Raw genomic sequence first — 23,425 nt, 5'->3', positions numbered from 1 at the left:
CGGGCGCGGCATGCTTAAAAAGCGTTGGTCATTTTGACAAGCTGCTCCAATTTCTGCCGCGCGCTCCCTTGAGCGAGGGTTTCCCGCGCTAAGGCGACGCCCGCGGAAATTTCTCGGGCGACTCCGCACACATAGAGGGCTGCTCCCGCGTTGAGTAGCACGATATCCAAGGCCGGCCCGGGATCGTTATCGAGCACGGAACGCATGCGCGCCAGACTCTCCAAGGTATCGCCAGCCTTGATTGCGCCGAGGTCGGCGGAGCCGATCCCGAACTGCTCCGGCGTCAGGCGATAGTTGGCGATCGCTCCGTTACGCAATTCGGTGACTCGCGTCGGCGCGCTGATACTGATTTCATCCAATCCGTCCTCACCGTGAACGGCCATCACGTGGGTACTGCCGAGGTTTCGCGATACCTCGGCGAGGGTCTCGGTCCAGCGCGCTTGAAAAACGCCGATAAGCTGGGCCCTCGCGCCGGCCGGATTCGTCAACGGCCCGAGGAGATTGAAGAGAGTGCGGATCCCCAACTCGCGGCGCGGCGCGACGGCATGCCGCATGGCTTGGTGATGCGCGGGCGCGAACATGAAACCAATGCCGATTTCGGCGATACACGCGCTGACTTGCGCCGGGGTGAGCCCGATGTTAACGCCTGCGGCCTCCAGGAGATCCGCGCTCCCCGAGCGGCTCGAAACGCCGCGATTACCGTGTTTCGCAACCCGGCCACCGGCAGCAGCCACGACCAACGCACTGGTCGTGGATATATTGAATGTGCCTGCGCCATCTCCGCCGGTACCGCAGGTGTCGACCAGATGGCCGGTCGGGGCTTCGACGGGCTCGGAGAGATCCCGCATGACCCGCGCCGCCGCCGTGATCTCCGCCACGGTCTCACCTTTCATCCGCAACGCGACCAGAAAACCCCCAATCTGCGCGGCGGAGGCTTGCCCGCCCATGATGAGCTCCATGGCCGTGCTCATCTCGTCTCCGGAGAGGTCTTGGCCCGCCACGAGTTTGGCGATGGCCGATTGAAGTGGCATGCGATGATCGCTATCGTCTAGTTTCTGGCCAATAATACTTGAAATTTTGGGCACCTCCCAAAGTTCTCTCACCTATTGGCGGACACCCGATGGTTTCGTTGCCATCGTTAGGGGCAGGGCTTGTCGCTGGTGTAGCTGCGATAGCCCGCTATTCTTCGGGTCTGCTTTTTTTGTGGTTGCGGTAGGATGAATAATGGGGTTTCTCTACAGCGTCGTTAGGCAGCCGGCCTGGCGGGAAGAGTCCCGGCGGAGGGGTCTAGCGAGGTTGAACGCGGGCAACCGATGATCTGGGCGGATTACGCCATCCTCGCCATCATAGGCTTGTCCGCGCTCATCAGCATTTGGCGCGGATTGATTCGCGAGGTGCTCTCGCTCTTGGCGTGGATCTTGGCCATCTTGGTTGCAATGACGTTTATGCGGCCGCTCGCGGATCAATTGACCCCTTACATCTCGGTGCCTTCGGCGCGCTTGATCATCGCGTTCATGGCGCTGTTCATCGCGACCTTGTTGTGCGGGGCCATCATCAATTTCATTATTGCCAAACTAGTGATGAGCTCGGGCCTCTCCGGGACAGACCGGATGATGGGGATCGTGTTCGGGATCGCGCGCGGCGCCCTCGTGGTGGGGGTCTTGGTGCTCATGGCCGGTTTGACACCGCTGCCGCAGGACCCCTGGTGGGAGCAATCGGTTCTCTTGGGCCGCTTCGAGGCCATGGCGCTGTGGTTGCGGAGCTACTTGCCGCCCGAGGTCGCGGCCTATTTTACGTTTTAGTCGACGCGCACGCCGCATTGTGGGTGACTGGGAGGCGCTATACAATTCGACTCCGCGCGGCGCCGGCCGAGCGGAAATCGTTAGCATCGGGATAGTGGTCAGGCGAGGCGATAGCCTATGTGCGGAATAATCGGAATCGTAGCGGGCGCGAGCGTGAACCAGTCCTTATACGACGGGCTAACCGTGTTGCAGCATCGCGGCCAGGATGCCGCTGGCATCGTGACCTGCCACGAAGGGCGCTTGCACCTGCACAAGTCCAGCGGCCTGGTGCGCGACGTCTTTCAGACCCGCCATATGCTCGAGCTGGTGGGTCACATGGGCATCGGGCATGTTCGCTACCCGACCGCGGGTTGCGCGTCTATGGCCGAGGCGCAACCCTTCTACGTCAATTCCCCCTATGGGATCTGCCTTGCCCATAACGGCAATCTCACCAATGCCGAAGCGCTGCAACGGGAGTTGTTCCGGGACGATTTGCGGCATGTCAACACCGACTCGGATTCCGAGGTGTTGCTGAATGTGTTCGCCCACGAGCTACAGCGTCTGGGGAAGCTTAAGGTGGATGCTGCGGATGTCTTTCATGCGGTCAGCCAAGTGCATAGGCGCTGTCAGGGCGCTTACGCCGTGGTCGCCATGATCACGGGGATCGGTATCGTCGGGTTTCGCGATCCCCGCGGGATCCGGCCCATCGTGTTCGGGAGCCGCATGAGCACCGCCGGTCCCGAGTATGCCATCGCTTCGGAAAGCGTCGCGATCGACACATTGGGATACAAGCTCGTCCGTGACATCGAGCCCGGAGAGGCGGTTTTTATCAGCGCTGACGGCACGCTCAAGACGCGCCAATGCGCGGAGCATTGGTCACACGCGCCGTGCATCTTCGAGTATGTTTATCTCGCGCGGCCGGACTCGATCATTGATGGGATCTCGGTCCACAAGGCACGCATGCGCATGGGTGAGACGCTGGCGCAAAAGATCCGCAACACCTGGCCCGGTCACGATATCGATGTCGTCATCCCGATCCCGGACACGAGCCGCACCGTGGCCTTGCAACTGGCCTACGAATTGGGGATCAAGTACCGGGAGGGATTCATCAAGAATCGCTATATCCCGCGTACCTTCATTATGCCTGGTCAGGCGATGCGCAAAAAATCCGTGCGCCAAAAGCTCAACGCCATCGATCTGGAGTTCCGCGGCCGCAATGTCCTGCTCGTCGATGACTCGATCGTGCGGGGGACCACCTGTAAACAGATCATCCAGATGGCGCGCGAGGCCGGCGCCAAGAAGGTTTACTTCGCCTCCGCCGCGCCGCCCGTACGCTACCCGAACGTGTACGGCATCGACATGCCCTCGGCCGAGGAGTTGATCGCCCATGATCGTTCCGAGGAAGACGTCGGCAAGATGATAGGCGCCGATCGCCTGATCTATCAGAACATCGAAGACTTGATCGATGCCGCCCAGCGCGGAAATCCCGACATCACCGTCTTCGATTCCTCGTGTTTTACCGGCCGTTATGTGACCGGTGACGTGAGCCCGGATTATTTAGAGCGCATCGCGGCACTGCGTTCCGACGAAGCCAAGCTCGATCAGTCCGGGGGCATCAATACGCTGACTGATTTGAACACCGTCGTCGGTTGACACCGGGAGGGTTGATCTCCTAGCCATGGCGTGTGCATTGCGGGCGCCTTGTCTGAAGAGCCGGGGGTGGACCGGCGTAGCTTACGCGAGGAATGGACGTAGCATTGGCCCCTTGTTCCTGCCGAGTCTCGCTATAGGTACTCACGTCTTGAATGTTGAACATTATCGACTTCAAGAAACTCACACGCCCTCTCTCGCTACGGCTTAGATGAAGGGTGGGTTAGCTGAATAACCGCCCGTGACGGAAGGCGTTTGGAAGAAACACGGTGGGCGGCTTTGCGGTTTGCGTTGTGTTTCTTGAGAGAGAGATGGACTCGCCAACGAACAGCGGCTCCTACTATTCGAGCCCGAGCTTCTCCAAGCGATAGCGCAGTGCCCTGAGGGTAATCCCAAGCAGTTTGGCCGCCGCCGTCTTGTTCCAGCGCGCTTGCTCGAGCGCGGCGAGGATCTGTTGGCGTTCGATCTCGCTTAGATAGCCCTCGATCCCCGCCTGGCCGGCGGGTTCATTAGCGTGCGCGGGAAGATCGAGGTCACGCGCTTCGATCCGATCGCCTTCGCATAGTGTCAAGGCGCGTTCGAGGATGTTTTCAAGCTCCCTGACATTGCCCGGGAAGGGATAACGCGCGAGTGCTTGCATCGCCTCCTCTGCGATCCGCGGGATCGGTCCGTTCGCCCCGGTCAGCCGGTTCAAGATGAACGCGACGAGCCCCGGAATGTCCCCGCCCCGTTCCCGCAATGGCGGCACGCACAATTGGATCACATTGATGCGGTAATAGAGGTCTTGGCGGAAACGCCCCTCCCTGACCAGGGCGGCGAGATCCTTGTGCGTGGCGCTCAGGATCCTTGCATCGACGGCAAGCTCTTGCTGCGCCCCTACGGGCCGGATGGACTTCTCCTGAATCGCGCGCAGCAGTTTTACCTGCATATGCAGCGGCAACTCGGCGGCCTCGTCCAAGAACAAGGTTCCGCCCTGGGCGGCTTGAAAGAGTCCCGGTTTGTTCGCGACCGCCCCCGTGAAGCTACCCTTCATATGCCCGAAGAACTCGCTTTCGAGCAAATCGCCTGGGATCGCGCCGCAGTTGACCGGGATGAACGGGCGCCCCGAACGCGCGCCTTGTTCGTGAATCATGCGCGCCACGAGCTCCTTGCCGGTGCCCGACTCGCCGCTGATATAAACCGGCGCCTGGCTGCGCGCCACTTTCGCGATGGTCGCGCGGGTCCTTTGCATGGCCTCGGAATCACCGATCAACCGCGTCTCGGGTTCCGGGCGCCCGTCGGAAAGCTTGAGCGCGGTCGTGACCAAGTTGCGGAGCACGGGAAGATCGACGGGCTTGGTGACGAAATCGAACGCGCCCGATTTCAAGGCCTGAATGGCGGTCTCCATGCTGCCATGAGCGGTGATGACCGCAACCGGCGTTCTTGGACAGGCGCGTTGCATATAAGAGACGAGATCGATCCCATCGCCATCGGGCAAACGCATGTCCGTGAGACACAGGTCGAAGTTCTGCTGCTTCAACATCTCGCGGGCCTCGCTTAGATTGACGGCGCTCCGGCAGGCGATGTCCATGCGCTTGAGCGTGATGCTCAACAGCTCGCGAATGTCCGGTTCGTCATCGACGATGAGCGTTAGCGGCCTAGACACTTAGGCGATCCACTGCTGGCGTTGGGGGTGCGCGAAGCTGATCCGGAAGCAACATCCGCTGGCGCTATTCTCATGCAGGCTCAACGCGGCTTGGTTGCACTCGCATAACTCGCTCGCGAGGTAGAGGCCAAGCCCGCTTCCGGGTGAGTTTTTGCTCACGAAGGGCTCGAAGATCGAATCCGCGATGTCCTCGGGGATCCCCGTGCCGTGGTCGATGACATCGAGAAAGGGCGTCTCGGAGATAGGTTTAACGCCGCACCTCAATTCCAGCGCGGGCGTGCCCTGGCTGTAACGCAAGCCGTTCTCGCAGAGGTTCCAAAGCACCTGGTGCAGTTGACTGCGATCCATGACGATCTCGATGTCCTCCGGCTCCGTATGGACGAGCACTCGCTCACTCGGGAGTTGCATGCGCGCGGTAAACTCGCTCACGAACCCTTCCAACCAGGGCTTGGCCGCGAAGATCTCCGGCGCGGAGCGGTCGCGGCGGCCGATGGTCAGTACGTTTTCTATGATGCGGTTCACCCGCTCGGAATGCCCCTTGATGATGCGCGTGACGTAGCGGTCTTCCGCGGTGTGCCCGTTTGACTCCGAGAGCAATTGCGCGGCGTGGCTGATCGCCCCGAGGGGATTCCGGATCTCATGGGCAATGCTCGCGGTCAGCCTCCCGAGCGAGGCGAGCTTGAGCTGCTGCGCGCGTTGCCGCATCGCCGCGGCGTCTTCGATGAATACCAAGGTTGCCGCCGCGGGCCCGGATCCGAGCTCCGCCCGCGATACGAGGAGATCGGTGCCGCGCGATGCCGTCCGCAGGATTTGTGAAGGAGGCGCGTGGCTCGGCCAACTATCGAGCTGCTGCGCCAGATCCCAAGCGAGCATGGCCAAGGGCTGGGGCGCTACCGGTACCGGCTGCGCTAGCCCGAGCAGCACCTGCGCCGACTCGTTGACCAAGCGCACCCGGCCCGTGGCATCGAGAACCACGATCCCCGAGCGCAGGCGCTGCACGATCTGCTCGTTGAGCCGTTCGAGATGTGCGACATCGGCCCCGCGCCGCGCTGCCAGGGCCTCGCTGGCGCGGAGCCGCCCGGCGAGCGCGTGGCCTAAGAGAGCAGTCGCAAAGAACGTCGAACCAAGAAAGCCGGCCTGGGTGTAGTTCGCCGTGAGCGCGTTGCCGTATAACCAAAAATAGGCTTCCTCGCATAACACCGCGATCGAAGCGGCGCCCGCGAACAAGAAAGCGGTGCGGCCCTCGGTCAGCATGCTCCCGAGTGCGATGCTGATGAGAAGCAGCATCCCCATGCCGCTCGTCACCCCGCCGCTGGCATACATCATGGCGGTGAGCATCACGATGTCCGTCAAGACCTGGCCCAACACGTGTGCGCCAAAACGATGCGGCCTAATCTCCACGCCGATTTGAGCCAAGATCGCGAACAGCAGATATGCGCAAACTGCGGCGGCGAAGACGCCGGGATCGTGCTCGCCGAGTGGCGGTGGCAGCTGCCCTGTCCAGACGATCACCGTAAAGAACCCGGATAGGATCAAGCGGTAGAGGCCGAAGTAGCGGAGAGCGGTCCAGGCCGGTGACGGCCGATCGTTAGGCACGCCGGCTTCCCGAAAGGCGTGACGATCGGGTTGCGGATGCTCTGTGACCGTTATGTTGCTCAACTTTGGAAGAACGGCTCGCGAGAAGAAATTCCCATGGTTTATCGGCATTAGTTATTGTTAGAATTCACTTCGCCGGTTGTTAGCGGCCAAAGTGCTATGAATCTTCACGAATATCAAGCCAAGAAACTGTTTGCGGAATACGGGATCGCGGTGCCCCCCGGCAAGCCCGCGCAGTCGATCAAGGAAGCCTTGCGCCATGCGGCGGAATCGCACGGACCCTGGGTCATCAAAGCTCAAGTTCATGCCGGCGGACGCGGCAAGGCCGGGGGGGTAAAGTTCGCGGACAGCATCGAAAAGGTCGAAAGCATCGTGCGCGACATGCTCGGTATGCAGTTGATTACCAAGCAATCGGCGCCGACCGGACAACCCGTCAATTGCGTCCTGGTGCAGCGCGCATCGAATTTCGTGGCCGAGATCTATCTCGCGATGGTGGTCGATCGCAGGACCAAACGCCTCGCCATCATCGCCTCGCGGGCCGGCGGGATGGACATCGAAGAGGTGGCCGCCACGGAGCCGGAGAAGGTCCTGAGCCTCACCATCGATCCAATCCTTGGGTTGCAATCATTCCAAAGCCGCCGCATCGCTCAGGCATTGGGGCTCGATGCGGCTCAGAACAAGCAACTGTCCGCGATTCTAGCGGCCATGTTCCGTCTCTTCCTCGAGAAGGACCTGAGCCTCATCGAGATCAACCCCTTGATCATTACCGATACGGGCGAGATCCAAGCCCTGGATGCCAAGATATCGATCGACGATAACGCCTTGTACCGCCAAGCGGCGCTTGCCGAATGGCGCGATCCGACCCAACAGGACCCGAAGGAGAATGTCGCCCGGCGCTACGACCTGAACTATGTGAGCCTCGACGGCAACATCGGTTGCATGGTGAACGGAGCGGGATTGGCGATGGCGACCATGGATGTCATCACGCTGCACGGCGGCCAGCCGGCCAATTTCCTCGATGTCGGGGGCAACACGACCGCGGACAAGGTGGCGGAAGCTTTCAAGCTCTTGGTGTCCGACACCAAGGTCAAAGCCATCCTGGTCAATATTTTCGGCGGCATCGTGCGCTGCGATCTCATCGCCGAGGGGATCATTCAAGCCGTTAGAGAAGTCGGCGTCACTGTGCCCGTGGTCGTGCGGATCGAAGGGACCAATGTGGAGCGAGGCCGGAAGATCCTGGCCGAGACAGCGTTTTCAATCACCGCCGCCGAGGACCTGGGCGATGCCGCTCGCAAGGCGGTGGCTGCCGTAGGGAGCGCCTGATGGCCATACTCGTCGACAAGAATACCCGGGTGATCTGCCAAGGAATTACCGGCCGGCAGGGTGCGTTCCATTCACAACAGGCGCTCGATTACGGCACCCGGCTCGTGGGTGGGGTCACGCCCGGGCGCGGCGGGGAGACTCATCTCGGCTTGCCGGTGTTCGACACTGTCTACGAAGCCGTGCATGAAACCAGGGCCGAGGCGAGCATGATCTTCGTGCCGGGGCCTTATGCCGCGGAGGCGATCGCGGAAGCGGCCGATGCCGGGATCCGGCTCATCGTCTGTATCACCGAAGGGATCCCCATCCTTGACATGCTCAAGGTCCGGGCGAGCCTGCGCCAGTATCCCGGAACGCGCCTCATCGGTCCCAACTCTCCCGGCATCATCACCCCCGGGCAGTGCAAGATCGGTATCATGCCGGCCAGCATTCACCGGCCGGGATGCGCCGGCATCATGTCCCGCTCCGGAACGCTGAACTACGAGGCCGTGCATCAGACCACGCAGCTCGGCCTAGGACAAAGCACCTGTATAGGGAATGGCGGCGATCCCATACACGGCATCGATTTCGTCGAGTGTTTGCAGTTATTCGAACAAGATCCGGAGACCCGGGGCATCATTCTGGTCGGCGAGATCGGCGGCACGGAAGAAGAAGAGGCGGCGGAATATATCCAGGCGCATGTCACCAAACCGGTCGTCGCTTACATCGCTGGAGTCACCGCGCCGCCCGGCAAACGCATGGGGCACGCGGGTGCTATCATCTCGCGCGGGGGAGGCACGGCGGAAGCGAAATACCGGGCCTTGAAAGCGGCCGGGGTGGTGACTGTACGCTCCCCGGCCGAAATTGGGTCGGCGCTGGCCGCGTGCTTGAAGAGGTAGCTTCGTAGCGCGCGCATCGCCGCAGATGGGAGCGCATAGAGCGATGGGATCGCTGCGCATCGCCCTCGCCCAGTTGAACCTCACGGTCGGCGATATCCAGGGGAACGCCCAACGGATCCTGGCCGCCGCCGAAGAAGCCCGTGACCGGCTGAGGGCCGATCTGGTCGTATTCCCGGAGTTGTCGCTTACCGGCTATCCGCCCGAAGACCTCGTCCTGCGCCCGGGTCTCTCGCGCCAAGTACAGAGTGCGCTTGCGGAGATCTCCCGGCGCGTCCGAGGCGTGGAACTGGTGGTGGGCTACCCGAGGCGGCATGAGGGGCGGCTTTATAATGCCTGTTCAGTGATCGGAACGGGCCGCATCAAGGCCACCTATCATAAACAACACCTGCCCAATTACAGCGTCTTCGACGAGAAGCGTTACTTCGTGCCCGGCACCGGCGCGCAGATCGTCGAGATCAAGGGCATCGCGCTTGCCCTCAGCATTTGCGAGGACATCTGGATTGCCGGCACCGCCTTGCAGGCGCGCGACGCCGGCGCTCAGGCGGTCGTCAATATCAACGCCTCGCCCTTCCACCTCGGCAAGGCCGCGGAACGCGAGGAGGTATTGAAGCGGGCCTGCCATGAGAGTGGTCTGCCGATCATTTACGTCAATCTGGTCGGGGGTCAGGACGAATTGGTGTTCGACGGCGGCTCGACAGTCCTTGACGCGGATGGCACCGTTTGCCTACGCGCGCCCGATTTCACCGAGGGCATTTACCCGCTGGACCTGGATCCCGGCCGGCCGGTAAGCCCACGCGCGGGCGAGGTCGTTCCCGCGAGCCGGGCCGAGCCGGGGATCTATCAAGCTCTGGTGCTCGGGGTCCGCGATTATGCCCGCAAGAACGGGTTTCGCGGCGCGGTACTGGGGCTTTCGGGCGGGATCGATTCGGCCTTGACCCTGGCGATTGCGGCGGATGCTTTGGGCAAGGACGCCGTGGAAGCAGTCTTGATGCCTTCGCGCTTTAGCGCGGAGATGAGCCGTACCGACGCCGCCGAGGAGGCGCGGCGGCTCGGCGTCGCTTACCATACGATTCCCATCGAGCCGGCGGTGAGGGCCTTCGAGGAGAGCCTCGGCGCCGTGTTCGCCGGGCGCCCGCGCGACGCCACCGAGGAGAATATTCAAGCGCGCTGCCGCGGGGTGATTTTGATGGCCTTCTCGAATAAGACCGGCAAACTGGTCCTGACGACCGGTAATAAGAGCGAGATGGCGGTCGGCTACGCGACTCTCTACGGGGACATGGCCGGAGGCTTCGCCCCTCTGAAGGACGTGCCGAAGACGCTCGTCTATCGCCTCGCCGCGTGGCGCAACCGCATCGCGCCCGTCATTCCCCAGCGAGTCTTCGATCGGCCGCCCTCGGCGGAGCTTGCGCCCGGCCAAAAGGACGAAGACAGTCTGCCGCCCTACGCGGTCCTCGATCCGATCCTCGAACGCTACATCGAGGACGATGAGACACCGGAAGAGATCGTCCGGGCCGGCTTCGATGCCGCGACGGTCGCCAAAGTGGTACGCATGGTGGATCGCAACGAATACAAGCGGCGCCAAGCGGCGCCCGGGGTGCGCATCAGCCAGCGGGCGTTCGGGCGCGATCGGCGCTATCCGATTACTTCCGGTTACACCGAGATCGACGTTAGTCGCTGATCCGTAGAGATTTGAGCTCGTTGATGCGCGGGTGGTTCGGGTAATTGATCTCGAGGACGCGGATCGCATCCTTGGCCAGATCATCGAGCTTGAGAACGCGGTAAGCCTTCGCCATCATGAACAGGGCCTCGGGCATGGCCGGGGCGCGCTGGTAGTTCTCGACCACGTAACGCGCGCGATTGGCCGCCGCGACATAGGCTCCGCGGCGCATATAGTAATGGGCGGTATTGATCTCGTGCTGCGCCAGCAGGTTGCGTAGATAGGTCATGCGCAACTGCGCATCCTTGACATAGCGGCTCTTCGGAAAGCGTTTAACAAGCTCCGAAAAATCTTGAAACGATTTCGATGCCGTGGCTTGATCGCGCTGCGACGGATCGACCGGCAAATAGCGTTCCGTCAGTCCCTTGCCGGTACTAAAATTGGCCAATCCCTTCAGATAGTACGCGTAATCCACATGGGAGTGGTCCGGGTAGAGCTTGATGAATCGGTCGCAGGCGGCGACGGCCGAGGCAGATTCGTCGTTTTTATAATAGGCGTAGGCAAGGTCGAGTTGGGCTTGCTGGGCATGCACACCGAAAGGGTGCCGGGCGAGCAACTTTTCGTAGTACTCGACGGCCTTGGTGTAGTACTCAGCCTTCAACGAGTCTTTTCCCTCGGCGTATAATTTCATGGCGGACCAATTGGCCGTCTCGTCTTCTTTATCGTCGCCGAAGATGGCGCAACCGGCGAGCGCCGCGAGGATGATCAGGAGATACAAGATGCGCATAGGGGTCAATGCAAGCTTTTGGGCATATTATTCATTCTATTGTTATTCAAATCCTAGGGCGAGTTCCGGTGATCCGATGGGTGGATGTGAAACGATGAGCTCATGAACGGGGAGCGCCTCATCTCGGTGATTCCGGGCGAATTCACCGGCATGCGCGTCGATCAAGCCGTCAGCCGTCTGTTCGCCGATTATTCGAGAACCACGCTCAAAGGCTGGATCCTCGACGGCAAGCTGCTGGTAAACCACCGGCGCGTGAAACCGCGGGAAATCCTCCGCGGAGGGGAAGCCGTGGAACTCTGGCCCACTGTCGAGCGGCGCGTCGAGTCGCAACCGCAGCCGATCGCGCTCACGATAATACATGAAGACGGCGACCTCATCGTTATTGACAAACCCCCGGGATTGGTCGTGCACCCCGGGGCCGGGAATCGTGCAGGCACCTTGCTCAATGCGCTGCTGCATTTCGATCCGGGACTGGCGCTTCTACCGCGCGCCGGCATCGTGCATCGGCTCGACAAAGACACTTCGGGCCTGCTCGTGATCGCGCGTTCGCCGCGCGCGCACACTTACTTGGTAAAAGAGCTTAAAGCACGCCGGATCATGCGCGAATATGATGCGGTAGTTCGAGGTGCGTTGGCCGCCGGCAGCACGGTGTCCGCGCCGCTCGGCCGGCATCCCGTTCAGCGCACGCGCATGGCGGTCGTCTTGGGGGGACGGGACGCCGTGACCCACTATCGCGTGGTGCGGCCCTTTCGCGCGCATACGCACCTGCGGCTCCGGCTCGAAACCGGAAGGACCCATCAGATCCGCGTGCACATGGCGCACCTGCGCATGCCCATCGTGGGGGATCCCGTCTACGGCGGCCGGCTGCTGCTGCCGCCGGGCGCGACGCCGGCGCTGACGCGCACCCTGCAAGGATTTAAGCGCCAGGCACTGCACGCATCGAGGCTGCGGCTTCTGCACCCCTCGGCGGACGGCCGCGAGATGAACTGGGAATCACCTCTGCCCTTCGATATGACTCAACTCTTGGAGGCTTTATACGAGGATTCGCGCGGATTCCGATCCGGAACGCGTCCCCCCTGATGCCAAAGACGGCGGCGCTCGGTCCGAGTCTTATAACGCCCGATTGGCCAGCCGCGCGCGGCATACGCGCCTGCGCGACGACGCGCGCGGGCGGCATGAGCTTGGCGCCGTATGATTCGTTCAATCTGGCCGGGCACACGGGGGATGATCCGGCCGCGGTACGCGCTAACCGCAACGCGCTTTATACGGCGTTGGGTACCGGCGCTCCACCGCGTTGGCTGGAACAGCAGCATGGCGCCCGGGTGATAGACCCCGCCGATCCGGATGCCGGCCCCCACGCCGACGGCACCTGTACGTCTGCACAGGGTGCGGTGTGCGCCGTCCTCACCGCCGATTGCCTGCCGGTGTTGCTCTGCGACCGTGACGGTACGCGCGTGGCGGCGCTACATTGCGGTTGGCAGGGCATCGCGCGCGGGATTATCGAAGCCGGTATTGCAGCAATGCAACGGCCGCCGTCGCGCCTCCTTGCGTGGCTCGGCCCCGCCATCGGTCCCACGGTCTACGAAGTCGGTGAGGAGGTGCGAGAGGTGTTTACGTCTCTGACTGGGACGCTCGCTGCGGTTTTCCAACCGGCGAGCGCCGGTCATTGGCATCTGGACCTGACAGGCGCCGCGCGCATGCTCCTCGAACAACACGGAGTAAGCAGCATTTATGGTAATGATCGCTGTACCTACACCGAGGCGGATTTCTTCTTCTCGCACCGCCGCGACGGCGTCACCGGCCGCATGGCCACCTGCATTTGGCTGGAGCAAGCCACGCGCTCATAAGGCGGAGTTACCTGAGCACGGAGCAAACCCGCGCGCAGCCCACCCAGCTACCTCACTCTCTTGATTTTGTAGATCGTCGTCGTGCCGCTGACCTCGTTGGCAACGACCAGCAACGGTTTGCGAATCGGGCTATGGCCTCTGGGGATGAAGATCAGCCCTTCCGGACCGAGGTCGCCGGCCGCCGCGGTTTCCGGGTCGGCGCTGAAATCGCGGTTGTTGATGTATTGCACGAATTCGGGCGCGAACGGGTCGGAAATGTCGTAAACCATGACGCCACCGATGCGCTCGAGGCCGATGAAGACGTAGTCGCGACCGCGCACTTTGCCGACAACCAGATTCTCGGGCTCGGGACCTTTGTTGTCGCTGCGGTTATCGAAAGCGTTTTCGGCGTGATCCGAACTAAAAAAATCGGGAAAAAACTGTGCCGTGATGCGCTCGAAATCGTCGCCGCTGTCGAAAATCAATTTCCCGTCGGCGTCACGAATCGAAAACGAACGTGCGCCGAACGCATAGAGTTGCTCGAAATCCCCGTCCTTATCGGGATCGCCATTGGCGGTGGTGACGTTGAGACGCCCGAGTTGCTCGTCCTTTTGCAGGTTGGCGGCGTTCGGGAATGCGACCGGATCCAGTTTCAAATCCTTGACGCGCGCCTCTTCGCTGAAACCGTCGTAGTCGCGCGCATCGCCTTCGTTCGCCATGATCAGATAGGTGCGGCCGCGATGCCTGAAGCTATCGATGCCATCGGGTTGATACATGCCGAGCACCGGCCAGTTGGCGATGTTGATAGCGTTGTCTTTATCGCTGGCGTCGAACGGGTTTTTCGCTCGCGCATGATTTTTGAAACCCAACCCTGTCAGCTTTTTGAATTGGCCTTTTTTGATGTCGAGTATGCCCAGCGCGTTGTTCTCCTGAAGCACGACCGAGGCGGTTTTCGAATTCGCCGACACGGTGATGAATTCGGGTTCGAGATCCTGCGCGACGCTGGCGCCCGGACCGAAAATGCGGATGCTCGGATCGAGGTTGGCCGAATTGAACGCGGTAAAACTCGGGGTCACGACGTCATTTTGCGTGACATTGGCCGCGCCGCCCTTGAGATCGATGATGCTGACTGAACCTTCGGGGTCGATCGTGTAGTCGTCGTTCGGCTCGCCCTCATTCGCGACCAGCACTTTCCTGCCATTGGGCGTGAAGGTCAGCATATCGGGCACCGCACCGACTTTCACCTGACTCAGAAGATTGCCGCCGGCATCGAAGAAGGCGACTGTACCTGGATCGGTTTTGATTTCGGCTTCGACCGCGATTGCGATCACGCCATGGTGGACCGCAACGCTGTTCGGTGTGGCGCCGAAGGGCGTCACGCTGATGCTGAAGAGCAAACGCGGTTGCGCCGGATCCGCGATGTCGACGACATCGATACCGGCGGCTGAGCCATTGACGATAAAAAGCCGCTGGGTCTTCGGATCGTGTGCCACGATCTCGGCGGCCGCATCGTCGAAGATGCCGGTCGCATAAGTTCCGATCGCTTTCAATTCGATTGACGGCGCGGCGGCTAAAGCGAGCATGGGGCACAGCAAGGTCGCGACGAGAAGCAATAACTGGCCGGTCTTCGCTAGACGATTCATACGCATTATTTTTCCTTTTGTTTGGAGGATGTAATTGGAGGGTTAGAGGAATTCAACGATCGCGGCGCGCCTTATCACTGCTCGGCAAGCTCGCCAACCGGGAAGTGTAAGCGCCGTATGTGAAGGTGTTATGACAGTGGATTCGCGGCTGCGCCACCGGGAACGATCGGCCAGCGCCGCGTACCACAGATCTGTTTAAGAATATCGACGTGGCGATATATGCGCGCAATTTGCTGGACGAAGATGCGCGCGAGCTTAGCGAATCGGCGAGGCTAACCTGAAGCGACCCTTCCTAGCATCCATCTATTCGTCATGAAATCTCTCATAAGGCTTTAACAACCCTCCAACTAACTGGTCCATTCGGAAAAGAACTTCCGCTTTCGAATACTTCTCCGGGACCAGTCGATCCAACTTGCACCTCGTCGATATCGAAATCGTCGAGCTGCCAAAAGTTGGGGATAAGCGGTACAACTCTTCTAGCTTGATTGGTGAATTCACCCTCATCGGGAAGAAAGGCATCATCAGTAACGCATCGCCACTTGTTGAGCGGTCCCACTGTGTCCATTACATCAATAATGGCCTTTTGGTTGTCACTATTTGCAGTCAGTTCTACTCGCCAGTTTGACATGGTGTCGTCCCTCGGCCTTCCGGATGGTAGATTTTCGGTTGAGCTTAGTGATCTTGAATTATGGAGAGCGATTCCCGATCACTAGTCGGCGTGTTAAGGTACGTCCCATCGCCCACCAGGTCTCGGCCGTCCGTCGCGTGGACATCGCCCGCCAAGGAAGGATAGGGATCCCACCGCATGGATGGATTCTATCTTACGCGGTTTGATGTGCAAATGCGGCGGGCCGCCTCCCGAGGCGGCGAGCACTGGAGAGTGTTCGCCAGCCTTCGATAGCCAGGGACCCTTAAGCCCGCTGGGCGGGACATTCGGACCTAGCATCCGTTCTAAAACGCACCTAATGTCGCGCGTATTTGCTCAGCTGAGCGCTTGTTGCGAGCGTAATAGTTGCGTCCGCTTCGCAATCGGCACACCTAAAAATATTATCTCTTTATACAGCCAATGGATAAAGGAGTAACGCGATGCACCTCGCCGCTCGGGACGCCGCGAGCTCGAGGTCGAATCGAGGAATTGCTGCTGGTGCGCAAGGTGTTCGCAGCACTCTTCTACTGCCATCACATCCTCATCTAATAGGGCGGCTACGGCCTCCGCAGAAAACTCAAGCGCGGTTACACTAGCGGCCTTTAAAACGTGGCGGTCGTATGCCGGGAGTAAATCAAACTGTCTATTCACCAACTCGCGGATAGCGTCGGGTATCCCGAAGCGTATATCCCTTAAACGATCGCTCATATCTCCTGCGTCGTTCAGCAGGTTGAAGAGGTCCTTGCCTATCCAGTGGCCCATCATTTCGAGCATAAACAGTGGACTACCCTCCGTTTGGTCGTACAGGATCTGAGCTACCTTCGCTGTATGCGGCCTGCCACGTAAACGTTTGGCGACAAATTCTCGCACGGCAAGTTCGCTGAGGCCTTGAACCGGGATCTCCACGCAGGCCTTGTGGGTTTTAAGCTCCTGGACGAGCGCCTTCACCGGTTGATTCTTGGTGATTACCTCGTTGCTGCGATAGCTGCCGATGAGCATGAAGGCAGCCGGACTTTGCCGATGCGCCAGATAGCTGATGAGATCGATGGTGGCATGATCGCTCCAGTGCAGATCTTCCAATACCAGGATCATGGGCTGCTCGTTGGTGACCGCCTCGACAAAATCCGCGATCTCCGCAAACATTCGCTGCCGGGTGCTACGGTGGGGCTCGGGCAGGACGCGCTCCTCGGGCTTCACCGCGCTAGGGATTTGAAAAAGCCAGGTCGGTGCCCAGCGACGTAAGTGGTCGAGCGGTCGCGCGCCTTGCGGATCACGGCATAGGCCCTGCAGGGCCTCGATCACAGGTACATATTCTTGCTCGTCGATCCACTGTTCAAAGGCATGGCCTCGAGCCACACACACGGGACCGGTGCCGGTGGCCCGCCTAAGGAAAGCTTCGATAAGGGCGGATTTTCCTATGCCAACCTCGCCGGTGACGAAGACGAGTTGGCGTTCTCCCTGACAAGCATTGCGGAGAGAAGCCTCAAGTTGGTCGAGCTCTGTTTGGCGTCCTAAAAGCCCTACATCAAGAGAACCGCTGAGAGCTCTGTCACCCGCCGACGACAGGTTCTGCTCGTTTGCTTCACAACCCGGCACCTTACCTAAAGCCCCACGGTCGAATCGGTGGGAAAATTGCGCCTGAACCCCGGTGATCCGGGCCACGAAGCGATAGCCGCGCCGATGTGCTGTTTCAATGAATCGGGGTTGCTTACTTTCATCTCCGAGCGCTTGGCGGAGCTCCCGGATGCACACCTTAAGCACGCCGTCGCCCACGCACCGTCGTGGCCACACGGCCGCTAACAACTCGCCTTTGGTAATCAGCTTGCCCGGACGTTGCAGCAAGGAGTGCAGCACCGCGAAGGCCTTCGGGGTAATTGAAATCGCCTGTCCATCGCGCATCAACCGCCCGCTCGCGGGGTCTAGGCAGAACGGCCAGAAAAAAATGCTTTCCATCATGCTCCTCCTTCGTATTCGTCCTCCTGAGACCCGATTCTCGGAGGCTCCTGCCCGTCCCTAGTTAAGTAGGGTGGTGCTGCGTTTCGCAGCGGTATTTTGGCTAACCTCTAATCAGCATTTTCTGTGCCCACCCTTACTATAATTTTACTCAAAATTAACTGAAACCTTATGACTGTGCGTGGATTAATGCCAATACTTATGCAGGCGCAGGCGTATGCCTGCCGGAGAAAGGTGGCGACAACGCCGGAGTGACAGTCTGCCCGGCCGCGCACGTGCGTACTGGGCTTGCGAGTCGACCTCGGCGTTTCGGACTAGCTAGAGACTCAGTCGAAGCTTTTAAGAGACAGGATCTTAGAGTTGCACACCGCGTTATTTTTCCATGGAAAATCCATGGCAAGGAGGTTTACATGAAGCGCGTTTATTTCGTTTCTTATCTAATGATGTTATGCACTCTGGGGGTTGTCGATGCCGCGGCGCTGGCGCCGGGCGCCGATGCACATATCAAGGGCGTGTTCGGCGATCCCTTTACCTGGCCCATCATCCCGATTCACGCGGCGCTTCTCCCGAACGGTAAGATTTACAGTTACGGGACTGACACGGCGGGGACGCAGGGCGCGACACTCTGGCACGACCTATGGGACCCCAAGCTTGGTACTGCTGCCTCGGCGCACACGCTGCTGCCCAATACCACTCCCACCGACACCTTCTGCGCCGCGCAGGCGCTGTTACCGAACACCGGCCGACTGATGATGACCGGCGGGGATGCGATCGTCAATGGCCAACGGAATTGGTCGAATTATGACACGAATGTTTACGACCCTGGGGCCAACGTGCTAGTGTCCAGCCAGCCGATGTTTCACAAGCGCTGGTATCCTACGCTCCTTGCACTGACAAACGGTAACATGCTGGTCCTCGGCGGACGAAGCGCGAGATCGACGTCCACGGCCGCCGCAACCTACGGGTCTATCCCCGAGGTATATACCCCGGCTACGGGCTGGAAAACCTTGAGCACCGCAAAGAGCAATCTCGCGTACGGAAGTACCAACGGTTCTTGGTATTATCCGCGTGCATTTCCAGCTCCCAACGGCCAGGTTTTCATACTCGCGCATCATGGTGAAATGTTCTATTTGAACCCGACAGGAACCGGATCGATCAAACGAGCGACCAGCGCATTAGCCCCCGGTTCGAATGGCCCTGCGTTACCGAGCGTGCACATCGCGCCCGGCAAGATATTATCCCTGCGGAAGGACAAGAAAGTGATCATCGTCGACCTGAACAAGTCGCCGCCTACCTTCACGGCTACGGCGCCGGTCAGCAGCGTGCGTGACTGGTCCAATGCGACGGTCTTAGCGGACGGAAAGGTCATGGTCAGCGGTGGTTCCCGAGTTAGGAATAACCTACCCTCCGCAATATACGCAGTCGAGATCTGGGATCCGGCCACCGGTAAGTGGACGCTCGGAGCCGCCGCCCAGAAGCCGCGTCTTTATCACTCGATTGCACTGCTGCTGCCCGATGCGAGTGTACTCACGGCCGGAGGGGGTGCGCCCGGCCCGGTGAAGAACCTGAACGGTGAGAAATTCTATCCGCCGTACCTCTGGAAAGCGGATGGCTCGGGACAGCTCGCCAGCCGTCCGTCGATCGTGAGCGCACCGGGCACAGTGGTTCTGGGTGGTAAGTTTTTCGTCACTGTGCCAAGCGGAGACTCCATCAAGCGCGTCACACTGGTGCGAAAGGGATCGGTGACGCATTCGTTCGACGCCGCCACGTCTTTCACGGCGTTGAGCTTTACCCAAAGTGGCGGGACCCTGACTGTTACCGCTCCCAAGAACGCGAACGTAGCAATGCCTGGTTACTGGATGATATTTGTGATAAATCAAAACGGTGTGCCCTCAGTCGCCAAGAACCTTCGCTTGACGCGCCCCTAAGGCCCGATTCCTCGCTCCCAGGTAAGCTACGGAGCCTGCGGAACGCCCGAAAAAACGCCCCACCCGTCAAGGTGGGGCGCAGCCTCAGGTTCGAGCAGAGCCTCGGAAGCCTACCTGCCGAGCGGGAGCCGCCCGGGCTACCAGTCAACCTGGGCGCGGAGATGGAAGATGTCGGGCGATGCGCCCTCGAATTCCCCGCCCCGATGTCGAGTACCTTAACGTAGTTCGCCATCAAGCGGATGTTGGGGTTCGGGTACCAGTTGAGGCCAAAGGTGAAATCATCCTGCTCGCCGTCAAGGATGTCCTCGTCCTCCAGGTCAATCGTGCTGTAGCGCGCCGCGATCTCTCATGCGATCGAAGGCGCCCTTCTCGACCTTGTAGGCCGCGGCGCGCGACTCGCCGGTTTAGACCAGCTCCCGAAGACATACCAGCCGTCGAAGTCCAGATCACTATCTGTCCACCGCACGGTGGACACTTTTGGGCGTCAAGGGCACCGCGAGGCAGTGCGCAGCACCCCAGCGGCCAGAACACTTTAAGGGGAATGTTTCGTGCTGTTCGTGTTGTTTGTGCTTGTTTCCTGAGCAAGGTGTTCCAAGCTAATGTGCCTCACGTCCTTGCCCTTCACAAGGTATATCACATACTCCGCGATGTTCTTGGCATGGTCGCCGACGCGCTCAAGCGCCTTGACGACGAAGAGTATATCAATCGCGGGGCCGATCATTCGCGGGTCCTCCATCATGTAGGTGATGAGGCGCCGCAACGCTGTTTGGTATTCCGCATCGAGATCCCGGTCCCTGCGGGCGATGGTCACCGCCCCTGCCACATCGAGGTGTGCCAGCGCGTCGAGTGCGCCTTCTAACATCTCCAAAGCCAGCTTCCCCATGGTCGACACATCGCGCAGCAGCCCGCCGTTAAACGGGTTTGCGACATGCTGGCTAAACAGAAGCGTCATTTTGCCAATCTTCTTCGCCTTGTCGCCGATACGCTCGAAATCCGCCACCGCCTTGACCATCGACATCAACAGCCGCAAGTCACTGGCCACCGGCTGCCGTCGCGCAATGAGCGCCACCGTCCCCTCGTCGATCTTGACGTCATAGCCGTTGACCTCGTAATCGCGATTGATCACGAGGTCGGCCGTTTCGACATCTCCTCGCTCCAGTGCAGCGACAGCCTGAGCGATCTGCTCCTTGACCAGCGCCCCCATATCAAGCACGAGCTGCCGCAGCGAGGCCAACTCCTCGTCGTACTGCTTATCGGTATGTGTTCGTTGCTCCGGCGTCATGCCGCCCTCCACAGGTGACTTCACCTTATCCGAAGCGACCGGTCAAGTAGTTCTCGGTCCGCGGATCAGAAGGGTTGGTGAACATAGTTTTGGTCGGCGCGAACTCGACGAGCTCCCCTAAGTACATAAAGGCCGTATAGTCGGAGACGCGCGCGGCCTGTTGCATGTTGTGCGTGACAATGAGAATGGTCACCCGCGCCTTGAGGCCTTGGATGAGATCCTCGATGCTGGCCGTGGCGATGGGATCCAGGGCCGACGTGGGTTCATCGAAGAGCAAGAGCTCGGGCTCGGTGGCCAGGGCGCGGGCGATGCATAGCCGTTGCTGCTGGCCGCCCGATAGATTGAAAGCCATGTCGTCCAGGCGGTCCTTGACCTCCGTCCAGAGCGCGGCGTCGCGCAACGCCTGCTCGACCTTCTCGACGAGCAGGCGCCGGTTGCGTTCCCCGCGCACGCGCAGCCCATAGGCCACATTGTCGAATACGGACTTGGGGAAGGGATTGGGCTTTTGAAACACCATGCCGATGCGCATCCGCACCTCTATGGGGTCCACGTCCTTGTCGAGCAGGTCGATGTCATCGGGGTAGAAGCGGATCCTCCCTTCATAGCGGCTCCCGGGATAGAGGTCGTGCATCCGGTTGACAGCCCGGAGAAAGGTCGACTTACCGCAGCCGGAAGGCCCGATGAGGGCGCTCACCCGGTGCTCGGCGACCGGCAGATTGACCGCCTTGAGCGCCGCGACCTCACCATAGTAGAAGCTCAACCCTTTGGCCTCGGCCTTGAGCTTTCTCAGATCATGGGCCTCGGGGGTCGTCGCCTCTTCGCGCTCGCTGTCAACGAGCGAGCGAAAGTACAGCTTATTGAGCGTTTCGTCCATCGCGCTACCACTTGCTGCGCTTGCGAAAGCGAATCCGCAGCCAGATGGCCAAGGCGTTCATGGCGAGGGTCATGACGAGCAGCACGAAGCCGGCCGCCGCCGCGTTTTCCAGAAACGCTGCTTGAGGGCGGGAGACCCAATTGAACATCTGAATGGGCATCACCGTGAAGGGCGCAAACAGCCAGTCGAACGAGAGGTAAGGGAATCCACTCTCCACCGGTGCCGGCGGCAGGAAAGCGATAAAGGTGAGCGCCCCCATGGTGATGAGGGGTGCGGTTTCGCCGATGGCGCTGGCCAAGCCAATGATAATGCCGGTTAGGATCCTACCCATCGAATAGGGCAGGATGTGGTCCTTGACAGTCTGCCATTTGGTGGCTCCCAAGGCATACGATCCCTCGCGAATGGCCGCTGGGATCCCGCGTATGGCCTCGCGGGTGACCACGATCACCACGGCCAGGATCATCAGGGCCAGGGTCAGGCCAGCGGAAAGAATGCTCTCGCCGAAGTCGAACTGGTACACAAACAGTCCCAGCGCTAGCAGGCCGTAGACGATGGAAGGCACCGCGGCGAGATTGGTCACGTTGATCTCGATGAGATTGGTCAGCCAGTTGCGCAGTGCGTACTCCTCCAGGTAGATCCCGGCCATGACGCCCAGGGGGATCGCGGCCGCGGCGGTGACCAGCATGACGAGCGCGGTGCCGACCCAAGCCGAGAGGATGCCGGCCCGCTCGGGATGGCGCGACGGGTAAGAGGTGAAAAAATCCCACGACAGCCGCCCGCTACCGTCTATGGCCATGTCGATGATGAGGGCAAGCAGGGTCATTACGCCCACCATCATGCACAGGAGCCCGAGGATGGCGAAGACCTTATCCCAGCGCTTGCGCCGGGCAACCAGTTGCCGGATCTCCTGCACATCCTGCGCCGGCATCAGTAAACCTCCCGGAAGCGCCTACGCACTAGATGCCCCGTGACGTTGAGTGTCAGGGTCATGATCATAAGCACTAAGCCCGCCGCGAAGATACTCTGATATTCAAGGCTACCGTGGGGGAGATCGCCCAGGCTTACCTGCGCGATATAGGCGGTTATGGTGGCGCCGGGTTCCATGGGGTTCCAGGAGAAGTTGGGCTGCTGGCCCGCGGCCACCGTTACCACCATGGTCTCGCCGATGGCGATCGAGATCCCGAGTATGTAGGCGGCCACGATGCCGGAGGTCGCCGCGGGCAATACCACCTTGATAGCCGTCTGAAAGCGCGTGGCGCCCATGGCATAGGAGGCCTCGCGAAGGGCCATGGGCACAGCGCGCATGGCATCCTCGCTGAGGGAGCTCAACTGGGGGATGATCAGAACGCCGATCACGATGCCTGCACTCAGCCGGTTAAAGCCCGAGAGATCGGGCAAGAAGTTCTGCAGCATGGGGGTTACGAGCAGGAGGGCGAAGTAGCCATACACCACAGTGGGCACCCCCGCCAGGAGTTCCAGCGTCGGTTTGATGGTCTCCTGCACCTTGTGGGGGGCGAACTCGCTCAGGTAAATGGCGATGATGGTGCCGAGCGGCGCGGCCACCAGCAGGGCCACTCCTGTCACCACCAAAGTGGATGATATGAGCGCCAGGATCCCATAGTGCTTCTCGGCGAACAGGATGGACCACTGGGTGTCGGTCAGGAAGTCCCACAGCGGCGCATGCTCAAAGAAGCCTAGCGACTCATAAACCAGGATGGCGACGATGGCAATGGTCGTCGCCACCGACGAGAAGGCGGCGAAAAATAGGATACCCTCGATGGCACGCTCGCGCCAATGGCGCAAGGGACGGCGGGCAAACCGCGAATGGGCTGGGATCACAGCCAGCTCTCACGCTGCTCGCGAAAATCCGCTATCGCTGTGCATCGCGCGTGATCCCGTTCGTCTTGGGGGCTGCAGAAAAACAAGGGGCGCCGGACGACGCCCCCTGATATCTGACCG

General features: G+C 60.5%; 20 protein-coding genes. 8 read left to right on the top strand and 12 right to left on the bottom strand.

The features are described from left to right. Positions 1-14: 14 nt before the first annotated feature. On the bottom strand, positions 15-1,031 hold the full coding sequence (gene trpD / locus M3436_02665) for an anthranilate phosphoribosyltransferase (GenBank protein ID MDQ3563071.1): 1,017 nt from the start codon (positions 1,029-1,031) through the stop codon (positions 15-17). 282 nt (positions 1,032-1,313) lie between these two features. Here trpD and M3436_02660 point away from each other — a divergent pair, with 282 nt between their 5' ends. Continuing rightward, positions 1,314-1,802 (top strand): CvpA family protein, encoded by a 489-nt coding sequence (locus tag M3436_02660; protein ID MDQ3563070.1) that lies wholly within the window; start codon positions 1,314-1,316, stop codon positions 1,800-1,802. Positions 1,803-1,919: 117 nt separating this feature from the next. Further along, positions 1,920-3,434, top strand: coding sequence for an amidophosphoribosyltransferase (gene purF, locus M3436_02655; GenBank protein MDQ3563069.1), 1,515 nt, complete (start codon positions 1,920-1,922; stop codon positions 3,432-3,434). Between the two features lie 337 nt (positions 3,435-3,771). Here the strand turns inward: purF and M3436_02650 are convergent, their stop codons facing one another. Both M3436_02650 and M3436_02645 read right to left on the bottom strand, forming a co-directional pair. Next, entirely contained in the window at positions 3,772-5,076 is a 1,305-nt protein-coding gene (locus M3436_02650; protein ID MDQ3563068.1) for a sigma-54 dependent transcriptional regulator, read from the bottom strand. Next, positions 5,077-6,735: an ATP-binding protein gene (locus tag M3436_02645; protein ID MDQ3563067.1), complete on the bottom strand. Its 1,659-nt coding sequence runs from the start codon at positions 6,733-6,735 to the stop codon at positions 5,077-5,079. A gap of 96 nt (positions 6,736-6,831) precedes the next feature. Between M3436_02645 and sucC the strand changes: the two genes are divergently transcribed. From sucC to M3436_02630, 3 genes are read left to right on the top strand one after another with little or no spacing between them, the layout of a single operon-like run. Beyond that, positions 6,832-7,995: an ADP-forming succinate--CoA ligase subunit beta gene (gene sucC, locus M3436_02640; protein MDQ3563066.1), complete on the top strand. Its 1,164-nt coding sequence runs from the start codon at positions 6,832-6,834 to the stop codon at positions 7,993-7,995. Then, complete coding sequence (sucD, locus tag M3436_02635; GenBank protein ID MDQ3563065.1) at positions 7,995-8,870, top strand: succinate--CoA ligase subunit alpha; 876 nt, start codon at positions 7,995-7,997, stop codon at positions 8,868-8,870. The genes sucC and sucD overlap by 1 nt, the downstream gene beginning before the upstream one ends. A 43-nt stretch (positions 8,871-8,913) precedes the next feature. Further along, positions 8,914-10,548 (top strand): NAD+ synthase, encoded by a 1,635-nt coding sequence (locus tag M3436_02630; protein MDQ3563064.1) that lies wholly within the window; start codon positions 8,914-8,916, stop codon positions 10,546-10,548. Here M3436_02630 and M3436_02625 read toward each other — a convergent pair. Further along, positions 10,538-11,314: an outer membrane protein assembly factor BamD gene (locus M3436_02625; protein ID MDQ3563063.1), complete on the bottom strand. Its 777-nt coding sequence runs from the start codon at positions 11,312-11,314 to the stop codon at positions 10,538-10,540. The two genes, M3436_02630 and M3436_02625, sit on opposite strands and share 11 nt — an antisense overlap. 102 nt (positions 11,315-11,416) lie before the next feature. Here M3436_02625 and rluD point away from each other — a divergent pair, with 102 nt between their 5' ends. Further along, positions 11,417-12,394 carry a 23S rRNA pseudouridine(1911/1915/1917) synthase RluD gene (gene rluD, locus M3436_02620; GenBank protein MDQ3563062.1) on the top strand — a complete coding sequence of 326 codons (978 nt, stop codon included), beginning with the start codon at positions 11,417-11,419 and terminating at the stop codon, positions 12,392-12,394. Next, the gene (gene pgeF, locus M3436_02615; GenBank protein ID MDQ3563061.1) at positions 12,394-13,161 is read left to right on the top strand and encodes a peptidoglycan editing factor PgeF; all 768 of its coding nucleotides are present in this window, start codon (positions 12,394-12,396) and stop codon (positions 13,159-13,161) included. The genes rluD and pgeF overlap by 1 nt, the downstream gene beginning before the upstream one ends. A 47-nt stretch (positions 13,162-13,208) precedes the next feature. On the opposite strand, the gene M3436_02610 is transcribed toward pgeF, so the two are convergent. The 3 genes from M3436_02610 to M3436_02600 form a co-directional block, all read right to left on the bottom strand. Next, a complete protein-coding gene (locus tag M3436_02610) occupies positions 13,209-14,723 on the bottom strand; it encodes a choice-of-anchor I family protein (GenBank protein MDQ3563060.1) in 1,515 nt (504 codons plus the stop codon). Between the two features lie 382 nt (positions 14,724-15,105). Further along, positions 15,106-15,411, bottom strand: a complete 306-nt coding sequence (locus tag M3436_02605) for a hypothetical protein (protein MDQ3563059.1) — start codon at positions 15,409-15,411, stop codon at positions 15,106-15,108. A 354-nt stretch (positions 15,412-15,765) separates the two neighbouring features. Further along, a complete protein-coding gene (locus M3436_02600) occupies positions 15,766-17,385 on the bottom strand; it encodes an AAA family ATPase (protein MDQ3563058.1) in 1,620 nt (539 codons plus the stop codon). Between the two features lie 407 nt (positions 17,386-17,792). Between M3436_02600 and M3436_02595 the strand changes: the two genes are divergently transcribed. Then, positions 17,793-19,310 carry a DUF1929 domain-containing protein gene (locus M3436_02595; protein MDQ3563057.1) on the top strand — a complete coding sequence of 506 codons (1,518 nt, stop codon included), beginning with the start codon at positions 17,793-17,795 and terminating at the stop codon, positions 19,308-19,310. Here the strand turns inward: M3436_02595 and M3436_02590 are convergent. The 5 genes from M3436_02590 to pstC all read right to left on the bottom strand — a co-directional run bounded on the left by M3436_02590 (position 19,198) and on the right by pstC (position 23,305). Next, complete coding sequence (locus M3436_02590) at positions 19,198-19,611, bottom strand: porin (protein MDQ3563056.1); 414 nt, start codon at positions 19,609-19,611, stop codon at positions 19,198-19,200. The genes M3436_02595 and M3436_02590 overlap by 113 nt on opposite strands. Positions 19,612-19,842: 231 nt before the next feature. Then, entirely contained in the window at positions 19,843-20,592 is a 750-nt protein-coding gene (gene phoU, locus M3436_02585) for a phosphate signaling complex protein PhoU (protein ID MDQ3563055.1), read from the bottom strand. A gap of 25 nt (positions 20,593-20,617) precedes the next feature. After that, positions 20,618-21,466, bottom strand: a complete 849-nt coding sequence (gene pstB, locus M3436_02580; protein ID MDQ3563054.1) for a phosphate ABC transporter ATP-binding protein PstB — start codon at positions 21,464-21,466, stop codon at positions 20,618-20,620. A 4-nt stretch (positions 21,467-21,470) separates the two neighbouring features. Further along, entirely contained in the window at positions 21,471-22,394 is a 924-nt protein-coding gene (gene pstA, locus M3436_02575) for a phosphate ABC transporter permease PstA (GenBank protein ID MDQ3563053.1), read from the bottom strand. After that, positions 22,394-23,305, bottom strand: a complete 912-nt coding sequence (pstC, locus tag M3436_02570) for a phosphate ABC transporter permease subunit PstC (protein MDQ3563052.1) — start codon at positions 23,303-23,305, stop codon at positions 22,394-22,396. Before pstC ends, pstA begins: the two co-directional genes overlap by 1 nt. Positions 23,306-23,425: the final 120 nt, after the last annotated feature.

The organism is Pseudomonadota bacterium, assembly GCA_030859565.1.
GTDB lineage: Bacteria > Pseudomonadota > Gammaproteobacteria > JACCXJ01 > JACCXJ01 > USCg-Taylor.
Note: the sequence above shows the minus strand (reverse complement) of the source record. Positions and strands in the feature narration are given on the sequence as shown.

Coding starts and splice junctions, on each gene's coding strand:
- M3436_02595 (MDQ3563057.1), top strand. CDS start 17,793: ATGAAGCGCGTTTATTTCGTTTCTTATCTAATGATGTTATGCACTCTG.
- pstA (MDQ3563053.1), bottom strand. CDS start 22,394: ATGCCGGCGCAGGATGTGCAGGAGATCCGGCAACTGGTTGCCCGGCGC.
- M3436_02660 (MDQ3563070.1), top strand. CDS start 1,314: ATGATCTGGGCGGATTACGCCATCCTCGCCATCATAGGCTTGTCCGCG.
- pstB (MDQ3563054.1), bottom strand. CDS start 21,466: ATGGACGAAACGCTCAATAAGCTGTACTTTCGCTCGCTCGTTGACAGC.
- rluD (MDQ3563062.1), top strand. CDS start 11,417: ATGAACGGGGAGCGCCTCATCTCGGTGATTCCGGGCGAATTCACCGGC.
- M3436_02610 (MDQ3563060.1), bottom strand. CDS start 14,723: ATGCTCGCTTTAGCCGCCGCGCCGTCAATCGAATTGAAAGCGATCGGA.
- phoU (MDQ3563055.1), bottom strand. CDS start 20,592: ATGACGCCGGAGCAACGAACACATACCGATAAGCAGTACGACGAGGAG.
- M3436_02605 (MDQ3563059.1), bottom strand. CDS start 15,411: ATGTCAAACTGGCGAGTAGAACTGACTGCAAATAGTGACAACCAAAAG.
- sucD (MDQ3563065.1), top strand. CDS start 7,995: ATGGCCATACTCGTCGACAAGAATACCCGGGTGATCTGCCAAGGAATT.
- pgeF (MDQ3563061.1), top strand. CDS start 12,394: ATGCCAAAGACGGCGGCGCTCGGTCCGAGTCTTATAACGCCCGATTGG.
- M3436_02600 (MDQ3563058.1), bottom strand. CDS start 17,385: ATGATGGAAAGCATTTTTTTCTGGCCGTTCTGCCTAGACCCCGCGAGC.
- purF (MDQ3563069.1), top strand. CDS start 1,920: ATGTGCGGAATAATCGGAATCGTAGCGGGCGCGAGCGTGAACCAGTCC.
- M3436_02625 (MDQ3563063.1), bottom strand. CDS start 11,314: ATGCGCATCTTGTATCTCCTGATCATCCTCGCGGCGCTCGCCGGTTGC.
- sucC (MDQ3563066.1), top strand. CDS start 6,832: ATGAATCTTCACGAATATCAAGCCAAGAAACTGTTTGCGGAATACGGG.
- M3436_02630 (MDQ3563064.1), top strand. CDS start 8,914: ATGGGATCGCTGCGCATCGCCCTCGCCCAGTTGAACCTCACGGTCGGC.
- trpD (MDQ3563071.1), bottom strand. CDS start 1,031: ATGCCACTTCAATCGGCCATCGCCAAACTCGTGGCGGGCCAAGACCTC.